This is a genomic window from Rothia nasimurium, assembly GCF_928391935.1.
Lineage (GTDB): Bacteria > Actinomycetota > Actinomycetes > Actinomycetales > Micrococcaceae > Rothia > Rothia nasimurium_D.
Genome location: NZ_CAKMTD010000008.1, coordinates 37,271 through 53,795 on the forward strand (window position 1 = coordinate 37,271; position 16,525 = coordinate 53,795).

The window sequence follows — 16,525 nt, forward strand, 5'->3', positions numbered from 1 at the left end:
GCATTACCGGCACATTTGAAGGTTTGCGGAACATGTGTGAGAGCTAGCGAGGGGTGTCTTCCAGCTCCGCCCGCCTGCGTTTGGACTTTTTTCCGTTACGCACAGCAAGCACTGCAGCGCCCACCCCGATCACCAGGGGTAGCCAGGCCTTGGAGTAGTCCATGAGGAAAAGGAGCCAGTCCGGTGGGGTGATAGCGGGCCAGGGTATCTGCCAGGACGGAACCGGCAGACTAATCTGCGGGGGAGCAGGGAGGTGCACCCTGATGTCTGGAACAGGCAGGGCTATACGGGGCGCTTCCACCTCCGGCAGAAGAGCAAGCAACCATTGGGCTACCCTGCCCAGCAGGGGCATAAGCACCAGCATGGCAAGGAACCAGGCCGATTTGCCCAGCCCAAACAGCAGGGGCAGGGTAAACCGCAGGTAGGGGCTTTCCTCAAGCGACTCACGGTAGGCCGCTGACCGGCTACCCACAGGCGGGTCAAGCTCCACATAGTCCTGAGTGGCCCTGTCGTGGTAGGCCACGAGGAGCAGCTCATCGAGGAAGTTTTTGGTGAGTTTGAGCTGGGGTTCTGTGGGAGGGACGGCCCTGGCCTGGGAAAACTCCCCCTCCTTGATGTTCTGGGCGAGTCCAAGACTGGCCGGGGTGTGGTCGTAGCGTCCCATGACCTCGCCGTTCACCAGCACCCGCACCCGCTGCTTGGGGCGGCTAAGGCGCTCGGCGATACGCTCGTGGAGCCTGGCTCCGGGCGGGGATTCATTGAAAGTATGACGTGACTTCTGACCTGGGTTTTGACGGGGCCAGCCCGGGTCAATCTCCAGAAACTCGGCGTCAGCACCCCGTTCAAGCACGAGGTGCCCGGTCACCGGGTGGTGCAGTTCCCAGCGGAGCATTACCCCAGGCTCCCAGAACCCTCTGCACCCTGGGGTCGTGAGCCCCAGACTTCCTCAAACTTGTTATGCCAGGGGCTAGCTGCCACGAGGTAGATGATGAGTACCGCCCACACATACCAGCCGGCGCCGTCCGGGTAGAAGAGCCGGGCCGCCAACCACATGCAGGCAGCGGCGGTGAGGGCAAAGGTGATGTTAGGGCGGTAGGTGGCGGCGTCATAGGCCGCCAGGGCAGCGAGGGCGAGCGGGGTGCCACCTAGGATTACCGGAACCACGACCTGCTCAGGCAGGGTCACCGCAAGAACCCAGGGGGCAAGGACGAAGACAACCGGCAGGGCAGCAAGGGCCAGGCGGTTACCGCCCCGGCGGCGAGGGGAAGAGGTTTCTTCTGAGGGCAGGTCGTCCTTGACCGATTCGGTGGTGCTCATGCCACCCATTGTAGGCGGTGGGCCGCCGTCCCATCCCTCCTATATGTGCCGCAAACCTTCATATGTTGCGGCATTACCGGCACATTTGAAGGTTTGCGGAACATATGCGAACAGTGAGGACGGGGGCGCTCGGCCGGGGGCGGGACCGGCAGGCGCCGGGGCGGGTGGGTCCCTCCTGCCCGGCCCCACAAGCCTCAACTAAACTTACGCAAAAAAGTTGAGTCTTTTTGACTCAACTCTATTGACAAGAACCCCAAAGAAGGGCACACTAGATATCAAGACAAACGGGTTGAGCCTGCAAGACTCAATTTGTTTGAAAGATGTAAAGATAACCAACCATAAGGAGTAAATATGTCACGCGCAGTAGGTATTGACCTCGGTACTACCAACTCAGTTGTATCAGTCCTCGAAGGCGGCGAGCCCGTCGTCATCGCCAACGCAGAAGGCGCCCGCACCACCCCCTCCGTCGTCGCATTCTCAAAGGACGGCGAAGTTCTGGTCGGTGACGTCGCCAAGCGTCAGGCCGTCACCAACGTCGACCGCACCATCGCTTCCGTCAAGCGCCACATGGGCACCACCTGGACCCAGGACATCGACGGCAAGGCCTACACCGCCCAGGAAATCTCAGCCCGCACCCTCATGAAGCTCAAGGGTGACGCTGAAGCCTACCTGAACGACAAGGTCACCGACGCCGTCATCACCGTCCCCGCCTACTTCAACGATGCCGAGCGTCAGGCTACCAAGGAAGCCGGCGAAATCGCGGGCCTCAACGTCCTGCGTATCGTCAACGAACCCACCGCAGCAGCCCTGGCCTACGGCCTCGACAAGGGTAACGAAGACGAACTGATTCTGGTCTTCGACCTCGGCGGCGGTACCTTCGACGTCTCCCTGCTTGAAGTTGGCAAGGACGAAGACGGCTTCTCAACCATTCAGGTTCGTGCAACCTCAGGCGACAACCGCCTGGGTGGCGACGACTGGGACCAGCGCATCGTCGACTTCCTGCTGGAGCAGGTCAAGTCCAAGACCGGCGCTGACCTCTCTAAGGACAAGATCGCCCTGCAGCGTCTGCGCGAAGCAGCAGAGCAGGCCAAGAAGGAACTGTCCTCAGCAACCTCCACCAACATCTCCCTGCAGTACCTCTCCGTGACCCCCGAGGGTCCCATCCACCTGGATGAAAAGCTGACCCGCGCCAAGTTCCAGGACATGACCGCAGACCTGATCGAGCGCACCAAGAAGCCCTTCAACGACGTTATCGCTGAAGCAGGCGTCAAGGTTTCAGACATCGCCCACATCGTGCTGGTCGGTGGCTCAACCCGTATGCCCGCCGTCACCGAGGTCGTCAAGGAACTCTCCGGTGGCCGCGAACCCAACAAGGGTGTCAACCCCGACGAGGTCGTTGCCATGGGTGCTGCCCTGCAGGCAGGCGTGCTGAAGGGTGAGCGCAAGGACGTCCTGCTCATCGACGTCACCCCCCTCTCCCTCGGTATCGAAACCAAGGGCGGCGTGATGACCAAGCTGATCGAGCGTAACACCGCGATCCCCACCAAGCGCTCTGAAACCTTCACCACCGCTGAAGACAACCAGCCCTCAGTATCGATTCAGGTCTTCCAGGGCGAGCGTGAGTTCACCCGCGACAACAAGAACCTGGGCACCTTCGAACTGACCGGCATCGCCCCCGCCCCCCGCGGCGTCCCCCAGATCGAAGTTACCTTCGACATCGACGCCAACGGCATCGTCCACGTCTCCGCTAAGGACAAGGGCACCGGCACCGAGCAGTCCATGACCATCACCGGCGGCTCCTCCCTCTCCAAGGAAGACATCGACCGCATGGTCAAGGACGCCGAGGCCCACGCCGAGCAGGACAAGGCCCGCCGCGAGGCCGCCGAGACCCGCAACGCTGCTGAGAACACCGCCTACTCCATCGAGAAGCTCATCAAGGAAAACGACGAGAAGCTGCCCGAGGACGTCAAGACCGAGGTTCAGGCCGATGTTGACGCCCTGAAGGCTGCCCTCGAGGGTGAAGACGATGACGCCGTCAAGGCCGCTTTCGAGAAGCTGCAGGCATCTCAGACCAAGCTGGGCGAGGCTCTCTACGCCCAGGCTCAGGCAGATGCCGCAGCCGGTGAAGGCGCCAAGGCTGAGGACGACGACGTCGTTGACGCCGAAGTAATCGATGAAGAAGACGAGAAGAAGAACTAACCATGGCTGAGAACACCAAGGAGCCCGTAGATAACCAGCCCGAGGGCACCGACCCTCTGGAGGAAGCCTTCGCCGCCCCGGCAGCTGAAGGCCACCCCGAGCCCGAAGGTGTAGCTGCTGACGCTGCGGCAGATGAGGAATCTGCCGCAGCTGAGGCCGGCGACGGTGCAGAGGCAGCTGAGAGCGCTGACGCGGCCCTGGCCGCCGAGCGTCTTGAGGATCTGCGCCGCCTTCAGGCCGAGTTCACCAACTACAAGAACCGCACCGCCAAGGAAAAAGACCAGCTGCGCGACTTCGTGATCGCCGACCTGGTTGCCGCCCTGCTGCCCGTTATCGACGATATCGATGCCGCCCGCAAGCACGGTGACCTTGAAGAAGGCCCCTTTGCCGCTATCGCTAACAAGCTCGAAGAGACCCTGACCAAGCAGGGCCTGGAGCGCTTTGGCGAAGTCGGCGAACCCTTCAACCCCCAGGTTCACGAGGCTGTCCTGCAGCAGCCCACCAGCGAGGTTGAGCCCGATTCAATCTCCATGGTTCTTCGCAACGGTTATAAGGTCAAGGACCGCGTGGTCCGCACCGCCCAGGTAGCCGTAGCGGTAGCAGAATAAGGACGCGGGCGGGCACCCGGCCTGATAGGTCAGGCTAGGTGCCCGCTCTGTCTACCCCCTAAAAGACATAAGATCTACCTCGGAAGGAGAGGCACATGGCGAGCGAAAACTGGCTCCATCAAGATTTTTATAAGGTACTGGGCGTAGCCGAGGATTCTTCCGAGGCAGATATCAAGAAGGCCTACCGCAAGCTGGCCCGCAAGTACCACCCTGACCAGAACCCCGGCGATGAGGCCGCCGAGAAGAAGTTCAAGGAGGTCTCAGAAGCCTACGACGTGCTCTCAGACCCCAAGCAGAAGGAAGAGTACGACCAGATCCGTAAGTACGGGGCCGCAGGCTTCGGCGGAGCTGGCGGCTTCCCGGGTGGGTTCCCCGGTGGTGCCGGTGGCGGAAACTTCACCTATTCCACCAGCGGCGGCGGAGCAGGCATCAACATTGAAGACCTGCTGGGCGGCATGTTCGGCGGCGGTGCTGGTTTCGGCGGGGCCGGACGCTCCGCAGGCGGCTTCCCCGGAGGGGCCGGGGGCTTCCCCGGCGGCGGCTTCTCAGCCCCCAAGGGTGAGGACGCCACCACTAGCGCCCGCATCACCATCCAGCAGGCCTACGATGGGGCTGAAGTTACCGTCTTCCGCCCCGGCGGCTCCCAGACCCAGGTGCGCCTGCCGCGCGGCGTCAAGGACGGCCAGAAAATCCGCGCCCGAGGCAAGGGCCACCCGGGCCACGGCGGCCCCGGCGACCTGATCGTCACCGTCCGCGTCGACGCCCACCCCGTCTTCGACCGCGAGGGCGACAACCTACTTGTGCACCTGCCCGTCACCCTGGAAGAAGCCCTCAAGGGCGGTATCATTGAGGCCCCCACCCTCGACGGCGGCAGCGTCAAGCTCCGCCTGGCTGCCGGGGCCCCGTCCGGCCGAAAACTGCGTGCCAAGGGACGCGGGTTCGTCACCAAGAAGGGCACCGGCGACATGCTGGTGATCCCCGAAGTGCAGCTACCCACCGACCTCACCCCCGAGGCCGAGGCCGCCCTGGACACCTTCCTGGCCCTGGCCCCCCAGGCTGATCCCCGTGCGGACCTCCTCCGGAAAGCTGGTGACTAGGCATGGCACTCGACTCTGACCGCCCCCTCTTCGTGATTTCAGTAGCCGCCGAACTGGCCGGTATGCACCCGCAGACCCTGCGTCAGTACGACCGGCTAGGGCTGGTGCAGCCCCAGCGGGCCCCGGGGCGGGCCCGTCGCTACTCCGAACGCGACGTGCAGAAACTCCAGGAGATTCAGGAACTTTCCCAGTCCGGCGTCTCCCTCGAGGGCATTAAGCGCATTATGCAGCTTGAGAACCAGGTGGAGGCCCTGCAGGCCCGCATGGTGGAGCTCCAGGCTGAGAATGAGGCCCTGCGTAACCGCCTGCAGGAGGGGAGCCGCGTCTTCGCCGCCGGAACCTCAGGTGGCGCCGTCCACCTGGCCCGGGGTAAGCGTCCAGCCGCCCGCCCGAAATCCCAGGCCGTCGTGCTTTATCGGCCCCGCTAAAACTGACCACGGTGCCCCTGGCTACAGCCAGGGGCACCGTGCTGTTTAAGCAGTCCCTGCCCAGGTCAGGGGCGAAAGTACACAAGATTCACAAGAGTACACAAGATTCACAAGAGTACACAAGGTACACAGGAGTACACAAGGTACACAGGAGTACATAAAATAGGTTTATGGCTGTTTCACACAAGACCTCGAACACACGGCACATTAATCCTTTCAAACCCACTGCGGGCGCTGAGCCTCCCCAGCTCGTAGGCCGAGAGGGCGTACTTGATGAGTTCACCTACGGTCTAAAAATCAGGTCAGGTGCCCCTGGCCTGCTGACTGTCATGACCGGTGCTAGAGGCGTCGGGAAAACAGTCATGCTGAATGAAGCTGAATATGCTGCCCGGCAGGAGGGCTGGGTCGTTATTTCTGAAACAGCTACGCCGGGGTTTTCTGAGCGAATCGGGGCCTTAGCCCGGACCTATCAACAGGAACTTGGTGAGAAGCCTCCCACGAGGAGGCTGACGGGAGTAGCGGTAGCTGGGGTTTCTATCAGCACTACCTTGCTCCCCGAGGAGCAGGTAGACACCCGTCATTCCTTGAAAGAGCTCTTGCACATCTTGGATGCAAAGGGCACCGGTCTGCTGATTACCCTCGACGAGATTCACGCAGCAGACCGGCAGGAACTTTCTCTGCTGGCTTCATGGATTCAACACTATATCCGTGAGTCCCTGCCGGTTGCCCTTGTCTTTGCAGGTTTGCCTGCGGCAGTGTCAGACCTGCTCAATGAGGGGGTAGCTACCTTTTTGCGGCGGGCAGACCGAATTGATTTAGCGGCGGTCGCAGTTGAGGACGTCGCCCAATCCTACCGGCACACTTTCAAGCCGCTTGATGTTGTTATTGAGGACGCTGTGCTGGCCCAGGCGGCGCAGGTAACGGGTGGGTACCCTTTTATGATTCAGCTTGTGGGGTATCACCTGTGGAAGATAGCAGAGAGGCTGGAACCCGGGTCTGTTGTAACAGAGGAGGACGCCAGGTTGGCCTTTGATGAAGCCCGTCGTAGAAACCGGCGAATGGTGATCGAATCAGCCTTGGCGACGGTATCGGCTAAGGACCTTGATTTCTTGCAGGCTATGGCGGTTGATGACGGGGTTTCTGCTGTTTCTGCGATTGCTGAGCGCATGGACGCAGCTAAAAATACGGTGGGGAATTACCGCTCAAGGCTCATTGCAACTGGTCTTATTGAGCCGGCTGGGTATGGGAAGATCCAGTTCACCCTGCCAGGGCTGCGTGAGTATTTGCGTTCGCTGGAGGGGTAGGGGCTCACGGGGTTGTGCTCAGGAGAGTGGGGTGCTGAAATCCCACCAAAATACTTTCGGAATAAAGTAATGTAGGCTGGTGTTGAACCTCCTGTAAACGATCAAGACTGCACCGAAAGGCAATCGAAATGACCAGCATCAGCACCTCCCCCGACCTGCGCCCCGGCCTACCCAGCGTCGACAACACCGACTTCCAAATGGGCCTAGATACCTTCGGCGACACCACCGTCGACCTCGCAGGAAACCCGCTGCACCAGGCCCAGGTGATCCGCAACGTCCTCGAACAGGGCCAGCTGGCTGACCGCGTCGGCGTCGACTTCTTCGGCATCGGTGAGCACCACCGCCCCGACTATGCCGTCAGCGCCCCCGACACCATCCTGGCGGGCCTCGCCACCACCACCGAGCGCATCCACCTGGGCTCGGCCGTCACTGTCCTATCCTCCGACGACCCCATCCGCGTCTACCAGCGCTTTGCCACCATCAACGCCCTCAGCAAGGGGCGGGCCGAAGCAGTGCTCGGCCGCGGCTCCTTCACCGAGTCCTTCCCCCTCTTCGGCTACAAGCTCGAAGACTACAACTCCCTCTTCTCTGAGAAGTTCGACCTCTTCACCAAAATCATCACCCAAGAACCCCTCACCTGGAACCCCGGTAACCGTGAACCCCTGGTCAACCAGGAGATCTACCCCAAGACCGAGGGGACCCTCAAGCACTGGCTGGCTGTTGGCGGCAGCCCGGAATCTGTTGCCCGCGCGGCCCAGTACAAGACCCCGCTCATGCTCGCCATCATTGGTGGGCCGGCTGAGCGCTTCAAGCCCTACACCGACCTCTACCGCCGCGCCAACGAGCAGCTGGGCAACGGAACCCTACCCATTGCCGTCCACTCACCCGGCCACATCGCCGACACAGACGAAGAAGCTCGCAAGCAACTGCGAGAGCACTGGATCGCTAACCGCAACAAGATCGGTGCCGAACGTGGCTGGGGTCCGGCCGGGGAACGCGAATTTGAACACGAAGTCGAACACGGCGCCCTCTACGTGGGTTCGCCCGAAACCGTTGCCCAGAAGATTGCTGATACCGCCAAGTCCCTGGGCATCAACCGCTTCGACCTCAAATACTCCAACGGCCCCCTGCCCCACGAACACTCCCTGAACTCAATCGAACTCTACGGCACCAAGGTGCTACCGCGCGTCAGGGAACTCCTCTCAGACCAGTAATAGTCATCTAACACCACCGTAGAAGGACCTGTCCCTGGCGATATAGTAGAAGAGCGCCCCACCGGCCACGAGGCTAGGTGGGGCGCTGCCTTTATCACGCACGTCGCGCCGGTTCCCTCACCACAGCGACGGACCCAAGGAAAACACATGACCCTTCAAGACATCTTGAGTGCGATTAGCTCCCTGCTTTGGGGGCCTTTCGTGCTGATACCCCTGCTCCTCGGCACCGGTATCTACCTCACCATCCGGCTGGGCTTCATCCAGCTCACGAAATTAGCCGTCGCCAACCGGCTTGCCTTCCTCGAACGCAAGGACGAGGACGCTCCCGGCGGCGACATCTCCCAGTTCCAGTCCCTGACCACCGCCCTGGCAGCTACCGTGGGCACCGGCAACATCGTGGGTGTTGCCACCGCAATCTCTATTGGCGGCCCCGGCGCCCTCTTTTGGATGTGGATCACCGCCCTCTTCGGTATGGCCTCCAAATACTCCGAGGCCTTCCTGGGCGTGCGCTATCGCACCACCGACGCTAAGGGGGAAATCTCCGGCGGCCCCCAGTATTACTTGCAAAGGGGTATCAAGGGCCCCCTGGGCAAATTCCTTGCCCTCTTCTTCGCGGTAGCCGCCGTGCTGGCGTCCTTCGGCATCGGCAATACCGCCCAGGGCAACTCCATCGCCCACAACCTCGAAGACACCTTCCACCTGCCCACCGGCCTCACCGGCATCGTCCTGGCCATTATCACCCTCTTTGTGCTAATGGGCGGCATTAAATCTATTGGTAAGGTGACCGCCGGTTTCGTGCCGGTAATGATCCTCTTCTACGTGGGCGGGGCCCTCTATATTCTGAGCGTCAACGCCTCAGCAATACCCGGTGCCTTGGGGCAGATTTTTTCGGACGCCTTCACCGGCACGTCCGCTGTCGGCGGCTTTGCCGGGGCCTCACTCATGTACGCTGTGCAGTACGGTGTAGCCCGCGGCATTTTCTCTAACGAATCGGGTATGGGCTCTGCTGCTATTGCAGCAGCCGCTGCCCAGACCACCCACCCGGTCCGTCAGGGGCTGGTTTCCATGACCCAGACCTTCATTGACACCATGATCGTGGTGACCTGCACCGGCCTGGTGCTGGTTGTCACCGGCATGTGGCAGGCAACCGACCCCAGCGGTGAACAGGTAGCAGCCTCTGTCATGACCAGCCAGGCCTTTGCCTCGGTGATTGGGCCAGCCGGTAGCATTATTGTCACCGTGGGTCTGGTGCTCTTTGCCTACTCCACTATTCTGGGCTGGGCCTACTACGGCGAACGCAACATCGAGAGGCTGGTGGGCCGCCGGGGTGTGATCCCCTACCGTATCTTCTTCGCCGTCATTATTTATTTCGGCTGCACCATGGAGCTCTCGGTCGCCTGGACCTTCTCTGATATTGCGAACGGGCTGATGGCTATTCCCAACCTGATTGGCCTGCTCCTTATGTCGGGCCTGATCGTGAGGGAAACTAAGTACTACCTGGCGAACGATCCTCAGCTCACAGCGTCCAAGTCGGATATTGATGCTTTCATGGAGGGTAAGCCGGGAGCTATCGACTCTCATTAAACGCGAATGTGCCACTTATTCCCGAGCGGGGTAGTTAGACCTCAACACTCGGGAATAAGTGGCACATTCAATTTTTGAGCTAGGACCGAATGTAGGTCAGGTCGTGGGCCCGACGGCCTGCCTCACCGGCCTTGCGTTCGAAGCTGGTGACGACGCGGCCCTCCCAGCGGGGTGCCCAGCCGCCGACGGGGTCGTCTTCGGTGGTGTTTTCACCGGCGTGGGCGTTGGTGAAGTCGGGGTGGGCGTCCAGAACTTCGCGCATGACCAGGGCGTATTCTTCCCAGTCGGTGGCCAGGCGCCAGGTGCCGCCGGGCTTGAGAACCCGGGCTACCTTGTCGGCAAAGGCGGGGGAGACCAGGCGACGCTTGTGGTGGCGGGCCTTGTGCCAGGGGTCGGGGAAGAAGACCCAGAGCTCGTCTACTGAGGATTCTTCAAGCAGGTTGTCGAGCAGTTCGGGGGCGTTGGCCTGGGCTACGCGCACGTTTTTAACTCCGGCCTGGCCCATTTTCAGGAGCAGGTCGGCGATGCCGGGGGTGTAGACCTCAACGGCTAGGAAGTTGGCTTCGGGTACCTGGGCGGCCCGGTTGACGATGGCCTCGCCCAGGCCGGAGCCGATTTCAACGACGAGTGGGGCGTCGGTGCGTCCGTAGAGGGCCTGCTGGTCAAAGACCGCGCCTTCAGCAACCGAGGTGTCGCCGATGTTGCGGGGCAGGTCAAGCACGTGGGTGGGAGCGTAGGTGTCCCAGGCCTTTTGGCGGCGGGCGGTGAGGCGGTCGCCGCGGCGGACGAAGGAGTAGGGCTGGCGGTGGAACTTTTCAGGGACGGGCGCGGTGAGGTCTTCCCCTGCTGCTGCGCGTTCTGCCTTGTCGGCTAGGTCTTGTTTCTGTTTGTTGGTTTCCATAACTCTCCGTTTCGGGGTTGGGGGCTACCGGCGTGCGCGGAAACGCTAAGCGCCGCCGGGGCCGTCTGCCGTCGGTGTGAGTACCGGGCAGGACGGCGGGTAGGAACTTCCTATTATAGGCCGGGGTCTTTCTCTCCCTGGTTTTCTCAGGTGGCGTCTCCATTGCTGGGTGCCGCTTAGGCGATGGGAACCCTGGGTGGGAAAGGGGGAGTCTTGTGGTGATCTGGGGGTGGTGGAAGGGGTGGCCGAGGTGGCTTTGTTCTTTGGGGAAGTGCCTGTGTTTTTAGGGACTATTGGGGAGATAATTGTTTCTGCGTAAAGGATCTGGTGCGGACGGAGGCTGGGGGAGCGGGCATCAGGACGGAAAACACTAAGGTGGGCGGGTAGTGGTGTGGTTGCGTATTTACCCTCTCTGGGGCTTACACTTGACCTGAACTTTAAAGATGAATTCAGGCCCGGCTACCCGGCCTTGTGCGCTTCTATAGCGCTGTGAATGCTCCGGGGAAGACCGGCACACCACAAACCATAAGGGGGAAGCTCGTGGCAACAGCCGAGCAAACACCTGACATTCACGAGGGCGAAGGCCTTCAGCGCGGCCTGTCCAACCGCCATATCCAGCTCATTGCTATCGGCGGTGCTATCGGCACCGGCCTGTTCATGGGTTCAGGCAAGACTATCTCTCTAGCCGGCCCCTCACTGCTTTTGGTGTACGCCATTATCGGTTCCATCATCTTCCTTGTGCTCCGCGCTATGGGAGAGCTCCTACTGTCGAACCTCAAGTACAAGACCTTCAACGACTTCATCACTGACCTGCTCGGCCCGTCCGCAGGTTTCTTGATGGGCTGGTCCTACTGGTTCACCTGGGTCGTGATCGGTGTTGCTGACATCATTGCGATTACTGCCTACGTTCACTTCTGGTGGCCTGACCTGCCGGCCTGGATCCCGGCCCTGGCCCTGATTGGCCTGCTGCTGGCCCTGAATCTGCCGAGCGTCAAGAACTTCGGTGAAATCGAGTTCTGGTTCGCCCTCATTAAGATCGTGGCAATTGTTCTGCTTATTGTCGTGGGCTTGATTATGGTAGTGACCGGCTTTACCTCCCCGAGCGGGGCGCAGGCGTCCGTCGCTAACCTTTGGAACGATGGCGGCTTCTTCCCCCAGGGGGCAACCGGCTTCTTTGCCGCCTTCCAAATTGGTATCTTCGCCTTCCTGGGTGCTGAGCTGATTGGCACCACCGCCGCAGAAACCAAGGATCCTACCAAGACCCTACCCCGGGCTATTAACGCGGTGCCGGTGCGAATCATCATTTTCTACGTGCTCACCCTGTCTGTGATTCTGATGGTTACCCCCTGGCGAACTATTGACCCTGAAAAGTCCCCCTTCGTTGAGATGTTTACCCTGGCAGGTCTTGGGTTTGCCGCCCATCTGATTAACTTTGTGGTCATCACGAGTGCGGCGTCTTCAGCGAACTCAGGTATTTTCTCAACTTCCCGCATGATTTACGGCCTGGCCCAGGACGGCAGCGCACCTGCCCTCTTTGCCAAGCTCTCCAAGAACGGGGTGCCCCGTAACGGCCTCTTCTTGACCACCGTGCTGCTGCTCTCGTCCCTGATTCTGCTCTACTCAGGTGACTCCCTGATGACGGCATTTACCCTGGTGACCACCGTGGCCTCCGTCTTGACTGTGGTGACCTGGTCTTTGATCATCATTTCCTACCTCAAATACCGCAAGACCCGCCCTGAGCTCCATGAGGTATCGGCCTATAAGCTGCCCGGTGGTATCGTGACCTGTTACGCTGTGCTGGCTTTCTTCGCTGGTGTTATTGTGCTGCTTTTCATGTATGAGGACACCCGCCAGGCCCTGATTGCAATGCCCGTCTGGTACGCCCTGCTGGGTTTGGGCTGGTGGCTGGTGCACCGCTCTAACCGGGGTCAGACCCTGGCTGCCCGCGCTACTGAAAAGTCCCAGAACAAGTAAAGCCTCCCTGCCTGAACGGTAGGTACCGTGAGAGCCCGCCCCCGGTTTAGCCGGTGGCGGGCTTTGGTATTTTCTGGGTTTGTCTTCCTGGGTTTGTCTGTCTGGGGTTAGGACGTCCCCGCCCCGGCCAGGCCTGCTGTAGCTGGTGGGCGTCCGGGAAGGACCAGGGCTGACAATAAGGAGGAGATGAGGAGCAGGGCGACGCAGGTGAGGGCTGTTCCCGGCCAGCCTGCCCAGGTGTAGATCACCCCGGTGCCCCATCCGACGAGGGCGCTCCCTGCGTAGTAGAAGGAGTTGTAGAGGGCGGTGGCCTGGGTTTTGGCGTTGCCGCCGATGGCTCCGGCCCAGCCTGAGGCGATGGCGTGGGCGGAGAAGAAGCCGGTGGTGAAGATAACGAGTCCGGCCACAATGAGGGGGAGGGGGGATGCTAGGGTGAGTAGGCCTCCGGCCGCCATGACCAGGCAGGAGCCTATGAAGATTCCCTTGGGTCCGCGTTTTTGGGCCAGGGCGGCCCCGTAGCTGGAGGAGAAGGTTCCAAAGAGGTACATCAAGAAGATGAGGGACAGCAGTAGCTGTGAGAGTGAATAGGGTGGGGCCTGCAGCTTGAAGCCGATGTAGTTATACACGCTGACGAGGGATCCCATGAGGGCAAATCCACCAAACCAGAGGGCCAGTATGGGGAGGGTGCGGAAGAGCCCGGCTACCTTGCGGGCCGTGTTGTGGGGGTTGGGGGTGGCGTCCTGCCTGGGTGAGGACGTCCGTGCCCCGGTGGCGCGGGAGGGCGGCTTGTCGTGGGAGGCTGGAATCAGCAGGAAGAAAATGAGGGCGGCTACCAGGCCGACTAAGGAGACCGCGAACATGGCCATCCGCCAGGGCACAATTTCTGAGAGGGGCCCTGCGATGATGCGTCCTGAGAGCCCGCCGATACTGGTTCCTGAGATGTAGAGTCCAGCGGCTGCGGCCCTGGCGGAGGGGTGGGCTTCTGAGACTATGACCGCAACAGCTAGGCCTGCTACACCGCCCAGGAAGGCACCTTCTAGGGTGCGGAGGGTGAGCATGAGGGGGTAGCTGTCAATCCAGGGGGCGGTGAGGCCCAGGGCGGTTGCCCCGCAGATTGCCGCCATCATGGTGCGGACCCGGCCGAACCTGTCGGCTACTGCTGCCCAGAGCAGGGTGCAGAGGGCCAGCCCAGCGGTTGCACAGGACATGGTGAGGGCGGAGGCGTCCGGAGAAATGTTCAGGTCACGAGCAATTTCCGGGATCAGGGGCTGCGGGGAGTAGAGCTGGGCGAAGGTTGCTACCCCGGCTGCAAACATGGCAATCAGTAGCCGCCGGTATTCGCGGCTGCCGCGCCGGTAGCCTTCGAAGGTATCGCTCACCTGCCCTCCTTCGGGGTGCCTGGGGTGTTTGCTACCACCCTAGCGAGCAGGGGCTGGGTTTCTTGTGCAGAATAACCCGGGGATACTGCTTCACCTGCCCTATTCGCCCGCGAAGTTGGATCGGTAGGCGGGCTGTTCCGGGCAGGTCCCTAAGACGCCTTGCATGGCCCGCTTCTCGGCCTTGGTGACGGTGAGCTTGTAGGCTGCTTTGACGGAGATTTGCCGGGCAACGTATTCGCACTGGTAGCCGGGTTGGGGGAGCCAGGCAGCGGCGTCCTTATCGGATTTTTCGGTGTTGGCCAGGTAGCCTGCTGCCTGCAGGTTGAGGGGGTCGTTGGCGATGAGGGCGCGTTGGTCGTCGCCCCAGGCCCAGGCGCCTGAACCCCAGGCGTTGGAGAGGGCGACGACGTGGTCGATGGGCACCGCCTCACTGGTTTCTGGGCCGCGGACGAAGTTGATAGTCTCGGCTGAGTAGGGGTCTAGCAGGGTGCCGGTGACGACGCGGCAGCGGGTGTCGCGTTCGATGGTGGTGAGGTCTCGGGCCAGGATGTCGTTGCGCTGGTCGCACCCGTTGCCGTCGATATCTTGCCAGGGTTCCCCGTAGGCGCTGCGTTTGTAGGGGGTGGCGCTGCTGCGCTCAGCGACGGTGAGCGAGTCGAGCACCTCGCGTGCCGTGGAGTAGGTTTCTACCCCGCTGTTGGCAAAGCCGGTGCTGATGGGCTGGCCTGTATCCCAGAGGGCTTCCCAGGCCTGGCGGGGGTTCCAGTTGTGCGTACCGAGCCAGAAGAGGGCTGCCAAGAGCAAGGCTAGGAGGAGCAGGGCCGTCAGGATACGACGGACGGTCTTGCCCAGGGCGTCCCACCAGCGCACCCCGGTGCGGATCTGGCGGTCGCTGATATCGGGAACCTGGACGGTGCGGGAGCGGCGACGGGTCGCTTTGGTTTTACTCAAAATCGTCGACAACCACGTAGCCCTTGCCGGTGATCGGCACCATGGGAACAGAACCGGTGGAGGGGTGGGCGGCACTGATGGCCGTGGAACCAGCCGGGTCATCGGACTGGAAGTAGTCGGGGTGGTCGGCCCCCATGCCGAACCGCATAGCTGAGATAATGCCGTCGGCGGCCTCTGCCACGGAGAAGAAGTTGTGGGCCCAGCGGCCGGTGGCGGTGGGGGGCGCCCACCCCTGGCTGGTCAGGTAGTCGGCGTCCATGGGGACGTCGATCGCGTCAAACTCCTCGGGGGAGGACAGCTCGCAGAAGTAGCCGGCGGGGGATCGCAGAATACTGACATAGTTGGTGTAATCCCCGGTGGCAACCACCTCGGGGGAGATATAGTACAGGCGCAAGGACAGGCTCCACGGCAGCTCTTCAAGCCGCTGCTCCATGACGCCGGTCAGCTGCTCCCAGGCCCGGGCCTGTTTCTCAGCCTCACTCAGGGTCTTGGGCTGGACAACACCAATACCCTGGGCCTTAATCTCCTCAATGTTGAGCGGTTCGGTGGGGTCGCTGGAAGCCGACGGTACCTGCCGGGCGGGCAGGGACGAATTGCCGGCCAAGACCAGGGCGTCATTAATCAGCTGACGGCCAATCCGCAAGGCCTTATGCCAGGAACCATACTTGGCCCGGACAGCACCCAGGTGCGGGACCCTCCCGCTCCGGGACGGATCCTCAGCCCAATGGCCGTAGAGCAGGACGGTCGGCTTACGGTCATAGCGGATGCAGAAGCTCAAAAACTCGCCCAAGGAATTCCTGAAGGTACGCTCACTCACATCACCTGCCGTCAGCGAAATACCCAACTCTTCGGCGTCCGGCGGGCACACCCCCACCTTAAGCAGGGCCCGGGACCAGGACCGCTCACCCAGCCGGTCTTCAATCAGGGCACGCGACGGAGGCCACGAGAAATCACCCCGTGACAAATGAGCAACCTCAGCAGGAAGGTTCTCCAAGAACTCATCGTAGGCATGCTCCTCCAACTGGGTATAGGGATGATCCGCCATATACTCCAAGGCCCCACCAATGCGGCCCAAAATAGTGGCAATCGTTTCAGGAGCAACCGAAAAAGACTCCAGCATACGCGGCAGGTCCTGCACAATCGTAGGATCCAGACGCACCGCAGCATACTCATAGTTCGGCTCAAAATCATAGGACACAGCAATCGCATACCAGATCGCTGACGCCATCAGCACATTACTGTGGGTCTGGGCCTGCTGCCCCTCAAAAACCCAGCGGCCAGAGTACAAGGCCCGTTCAAGAAGCTCCCGGTCTATCGACGGGTAAACAGCAACAACCCGGCTATAGGCTTCAGAGGCCGTCCAGCCCATTGATACGAGATCGGTGAAGAACGCATCATGGTGTTCACAAAACTCAGCAAAACTGCTTTCCTGATGGGCGTCCATTCTAAAACTCCTGATGACAATGGGGTTGGGGAACAAGGCCCCCTGCGGTTCACGCACTCTATCTTATGACTTGGGCAGACAGCGCACCACAAACAGGTAAAACTGTTACGCCCCCAGAAACTGTC

14 protein-coding genes are annotated in these 16,525 nt (G+C 61.3%); 8 read left to right on the forward strand and 6 right to left on the reverse strand.

What is annotated here, in order from left to right; translation table 11 throughout:
* Positions 1-43: 43 nt before the first annotated feature.
* Entirely contained in the window at positions 44-892 is an 849-nt protein-coding gene (locus tag L7A15_RS08570; protein ID WP_237212420.1) for a hypothetical protein, read from the reverse strand.
* On the reverse strand, positions 892-1,317 hold the full coding sequence (locus tag L7A15_RS08575) for a hypothetical protein (protein WP_237200462.1): 426 nt from the start codon (positions 1,315-1,317) through the stop codon (positions 892-894). Before L7A15_RS08575 ends, L7A15_RS08570 begins: the two co-directional genes overlap by 1 nt.
* Positions 1,318-1,668: 351 nt before the next feature.
* On the opposite strand from L7A15_RS08575, the gene dnaK reads away from it, so the two are divergent.
* From dnaK to L7A15_RS08610, 7 genes are all read left to right on the forward strand, one after another.
* The gene (gene dnaK, locus L7A15_RS08580; RefSeq protein WP_237188402.1) at positions 1,669-3,516 is read left to right on the forward strand and encodes a molecular chaperone DnaK; all 1,848 of its coding nucleotides are present in this window, start codon (positions 1,669-1,671) and stop codon (positions 3,514-3,516) included.
* Between the two features lie 2 nt (positions 3,517-3,518).
* Positions 3,519-4,124 carry a nucleotide exchange factor GrpE gene (locus L7A15_RS08585; RefSeq protein ID WP_237188403.1) on the forward strand — a complete coding sequence of 202 codons (606 nt, stop codon included), beginning with the start codon at positions 3,519-3,521 and terminating at the stop codon, positions 4,122-4,124.
* Positions 4,125-4,219: 95 nt separating this feature from the next.
* Positions 4,220-5,221, forward strand: a complete 1,002-nt coding sequence (locus L7A15_RS08590) for a DnaJ C-terminal domain-containing protein (RefSeq protein ID WP_237212421.1) — start codon at positions 4,220-4,222, stop codon at positions 5,219-5,221.
* A gap of 2 nt (positions 5,222-5,223) precedes the next feature.
* Positions 5,224-5,649 carry a heat shock protein transcriptional repressor HspR gene (locus L7A15_RS08595; protein WP_237212422.1) on the forward strand — a complete coding sequence of 142 codons (426 nt, stop codon included), beginning with the start codon at positions 5,224-5,226 and terminating at the stop codon, positions 5,647-5,649.
* Positions 5,650-5,819: 170 nt separating this feature from the next.
* Complete coding sequence (locus L7A15_RS08600) at positions 5,820-6,953, forward strand: ATP-binding protein (RefSeq protein WP_237212424.1); 1,134 nt, start codon at positions 5,820-5,822, stop codon at positions 6,951-6,953.
* Positions 6,954-7,081: 128 nt separating this feature from the next.
* On the forward strand, positions 7,082-8,167 hold the full coding sequence (locus L7A15_RS08605; protein WP_423817283.1) for an LLM class flavin-dependent oxidoreductase: 1,086 nt from the start codon (positions 7,082-7,084) through the stop codon (positions 8,165-8,167).
* Between the two features lie 147 nt (positions 8,168-8,314).
* A complete protein-coding gene (locus L7A15_RS08610; protein WP_237212426.1) occupies positions 8,315-9,751 on the forward strand; it encodes an alanine/glycine:cation symporter family protein in 1,437 nt (478 codons plus the stop codon).
* Positions 9,752-9,830: 79 nt separating this feature from the next.
* Here the strand turns inward: L7A15_RS08610 and trmB are convergent, their stop codons facing one another.
* Entirely contained in the window at positions 9,831-10,652 is an 822-nt protein-coding gene (trmB, locus tag L7A15_RS08615; RefSeq protein ID WP_237208149.1) for a tRNA (guanosine(46)-N7)-methyltransferase TrmB, read from the reverse strand.
* A gap of 540 nt (positions 10,653-11,192) precedes the next feature.
* Here trmB and L7A15_RS08620 point away from each other — a divergent pair.
* Complete coding sequence (locus L7A15_RS08620; protein ID WP_237200470.1) at positions 11,193-12,626, forward strand: amino acid permease; 1,434 nt, start codon at positions 11,193-11,195, stop codon at positions 12,624-12,626.
* A 107-nt stretch (positions 12,627-12,733) separates the two neighbouring features.
* On the opposite strand, the gene L7A15_RS08625 is transcribed toward L7A15_RS08620, so the two are convergent.
* From L7A15_RS08625 to L7A15_RS08635, 3 genes are all read right to left on the reverse strand, one after another.
* Entirely contained in the window at positions 12,734-14,005 is a 1,272-nt protein-coding gene (locus L7A15_RS08625) for an MFS transporter (protein ID WP_272878630.1), read from the reverse strand.
* 99 nt (positions 14,006-14,104) lie between these two features.
* Positions 14,105-14,956, reverse strand: coding sequence for an HNH endonuclease family protein (locus tag L7A15_RS08630; RefSeq protein ID WP_237188411.1), 852 nt, complete (start codon positions 14,954-14,956; stop codon positions 14,105-14,107).
* The gene (locus L7A15_RS08635; protein ID WP_237212428.1) at positions 14,949-16,400 is read right to left on the reverse strand and encodes a TY-Chap domain-containing protein; all 1,452 of its coding nucleotides are present in this window, start codon (positions 16,398-16,400) and stop codon (positions 14,949-14,951) included. Before L7A15_RS08635 ends, L7A15_RS08630 begins: the two co-directional genes overlap by 8 nt.
* Between the last annotated feature and the right edge of the window lie 125 nt (positions 16,401-16,525).

Coding starts and splice junctions, on each gene's coding strand:
- trmB (WP_237208149.1), bottom strand. CDS start 10,652: ATGGAAACCAACAAACAGAAACAAGACCTAGCCGACAAGGCAGAACGC.
- L7A15_RS08595 (WP_237212422.1), top strand. CDS start 5,224: ATGGCACTCGACTCTGACCGCCCCCTCTTCGTGATTTCAGTAGCCGCC.
- dnaK (WP_237188402.1), top strand. CDS start 1,669: ATGTCACGCGCAGTAGGTATTGACCTCGGTACTACCAACTCAGTTGTA.
- L7A15_RS08575 (WP_237200462.1), bottom strand. CDS start 1,317: ATGAGCACCACCGAATCGGTCAAGGACGACCTGCCCTCAGAAGAAACC.
- L7A15_RS08590 (WP_237212421.1), top strand. CDS start 4,220: ATGGCGAGCGAAAACTGGCTCCATCAAGATTTTTATAAGGTACTGGGC.
- L7A15_RS08585 (WP_237188403.1), top strand. CDS start 3,519: ATGGCTGAGAACACCAAGGAGCCCGTAGATAACCAGCCCGAGGGCACC.
- L7A15_RS08605 (WP_423817283.1), top strand. CDS start 7,082: ATGACCAGCATCAGCACCTCCCCCGACCTGCGCCCCGGCCTACCCAGC.
- L7A15_RS08600 (WP_237212424.1), top strand. CDS start 5,820: ATGGCTGTTTCACACAAGACCTCGAACACACGGCACATTAATCCTTTC.
- L7A15_RS08570 (WP_237212420.1), bottom strand. CDS start 892: ATGCTCCGCTGGGAACTGCACCACCCGGTGACCGGGCACCTCGTGCTT.
- L7A15_RS08610 (WP_237212426.1), top strand. CDS start 8,315: ATGACCCTTCAAGACATCTTGAGTGCGATTAGCTCCCTGCTTTGGGGG.
- L7A15_RS08635 (WP_237212428.1), bottom strand. CDS start 16,400: ATGGACGCCCATCAGGAAAGCAGTTTTGCTGAGTTTTGTGAACACCAT.